At 41.0% G+C, this 1,923-nt stretch carries 2 protein-coding genes; both read right to left on the bottom strand.

The features are described 5' to 3' along the window. Positions 1–396: 396 nt before the first annotated feature. Positions 397–1,332, bottom strand: coding sequence for an Rpn family recombination-promoting nuclease/putative transposase (locus BLR53_RS19625; protein ID WP_074591867.1), 936 nt, complete (start codon positions 1,330–1,332; stop codon positions 397–399). Positions 1,333–1,648: 316 nt separating this feature from the next. Continuing rightward, the coding region (locus BLR53_RS20120; RefSeq protein WP_218123004.1) for a hypothetical protein at positions 1,649–1,923 on the bottom strand (275 nt) is incomplete at its 5' end.

The raw sequence follows: 1,923 nt of genomic DNA, 5'->3' as shown, positions 1-1,923 counted from the left end.
GTAGAAATCTTTTTTAATTTAGCAAGCTTTTTATTTTTTATTTTCTCTGAAGTTTCCTCCCTTTAAATAGCAAACAGGCGATCTTTCAATCTCCCAAAGCCGGCCTTCTAAAACCTCCCTTTACATCCTTTCAATTCCTTCTCTTTTTCTCTTGCTTTCTCACGTTTCCCCTCCTCCGAAGCGGGTTGCAAAAGTAAGAAAATTATTACTACCGCCAAACAATTCTTAAAAGAATTTGCTCTAAAATACTGGCACGAAATCTATACCCATCATAAACAACGTATTAGCCCCTGATTTATTTTTATCTTATTTTCAAATCTGATATCGCCAGTCATAACATCAACGTCAAAACAAAAGTAATCAGTACAGCAATCCATTTTCATGCGGTTGAAAGAGTTATAGCAACCGGACCTCTTCTTCCGAAAATCCCATAGCCAGACTAATAGAGGCCACGTCCAATCCCATCTCTTTAAAGTTTTTCGCTACCTGCTCCCGCCCTGCCTTCATTTCCTCCCGCTCTGCCTTCATTTCCTGTCGCTCTGCCTTCATTTCCTGTCGCTCTACCTTCATTTCCTCCTGTATCTCCGCAATCAAATCATTACGTATGGCAAGCAGCGCCCCTTCTTTATCCCATTGGTGTTTTAAACTGATATCATACATAGTTTTTTCCTTTTCTGATAGATTCACATAAGCCGCTATATCAAACAGCCTTTCAAATACTGATTTGCGCAGCACCAGCGGCAGCTTCTTCAGTGTACTAATATGCTTTAGCACATATAGCCACTTCTCCAGATCTGTTTCCAGTTCCTGCTCCTGCTTATCAAACTTAAGCAATTCAATAAACAATAGCCCAAAATCGTCGTAAATGAAATTTCCCCCGTCTCTGTCTCGCAGACAGATATGATGCAGGTAATGTGAAGACAGTGCCTGGGGAAGGATAAACTTATCCAGGATCGCAATCACATAAACACTTGAAAACCGGTAGCCCCAATGCTGACGCTTCCCTACGGGAATCTGAGAACTGATCAGCCGGCTTCCATAAAACAAAGCCCGCTGAAAGAAATTCTCCTGCTTGCTTTTTTGCACCTCAATCAGAATCCGCTCCCCTTTATCGGTTGTACATAAAAGGTCGAAGATTATTGTCCCTTGCTCCCGATCTGCTCCGGGAAATTCATTCTGATTATAGACCAAGTCTATGATCTGTTTTTTTCCCCGGAAGATTTCATTCAAAAAGGCAATCAGCAGCGCTTTATTCGGTTCGCTGCCAAAAATTCGCTTAAATCCAAAATCACTCAGCAGATCTATATAGGTACTTGCCACTTTTTCTCCCATACTCCTTAATTAAGATTACCGAAATGTAATCCCGATTAAGAAATCATAGTTAGCCACAGGAAAAATTACACGTATAGGCAACCTGTTTCGATTGGTATCTGGCGTCAGCTACATCGACTATGACATGGACTATAGTGTAAATTTATGATGAGGCAGACATTCTAGATAATACTACCCTCAATAAACGGAAATTGAAACCCGGCAATAACTACCTGGAAGTACATGAACCTGAATGTTGAAAAATAGACCTGTAAAGCAGTCTATAGCCTGACAGAAAGGTTTTATCCACTTGTAGTATCTGAAAATAGAGGGGGCTTTAAGAAGGACCATCCTGCCGCGAATAGCGCCAAACGACGAAGAAGGAAAAAAGGGGAGAATTAAAGAAATGAAGGAGATCCGTTACCAGAACTATAGCATGAATATGCTGGGCATAAGAATTAAAGAAATGCAGCGGATCTGCCTCACCAGAACTGTAGTATGAATATACTTCGGCAGAAAAAAACCTGATAAACAAGAAAAGCCTGTAGTTTTCACTACAGGCTTTCTTTAAGATTTGGCACCGACCTACTCTCCCACGTGTTACCGCAGTAC

Origin of the sequence: Pedobacter antarcticus, assembly GCF_900103515.1 — a bacterium.
GTDB lineage: Bacteria > Bacteroidota > Bacteroidia > Sphingobacteriales > Sphingobacteriaceae > Pedobacter > Pedobacter antarcticus.
The sequence above is the reverse complement of the archived record's forward strand: the minus strand, read 5'-3'. Positions and strand labels throughout refer to the sequence as shown.

Coding starts and splice junctions, on each gene's coding strand:
- BLR53_RS19625 (WP_074591867.1), bottom strand. CDS start 1,332: ATGGGAGAAAAAGTGGCAAGTACCTATATAGATCTGCTGAGTGATTTT.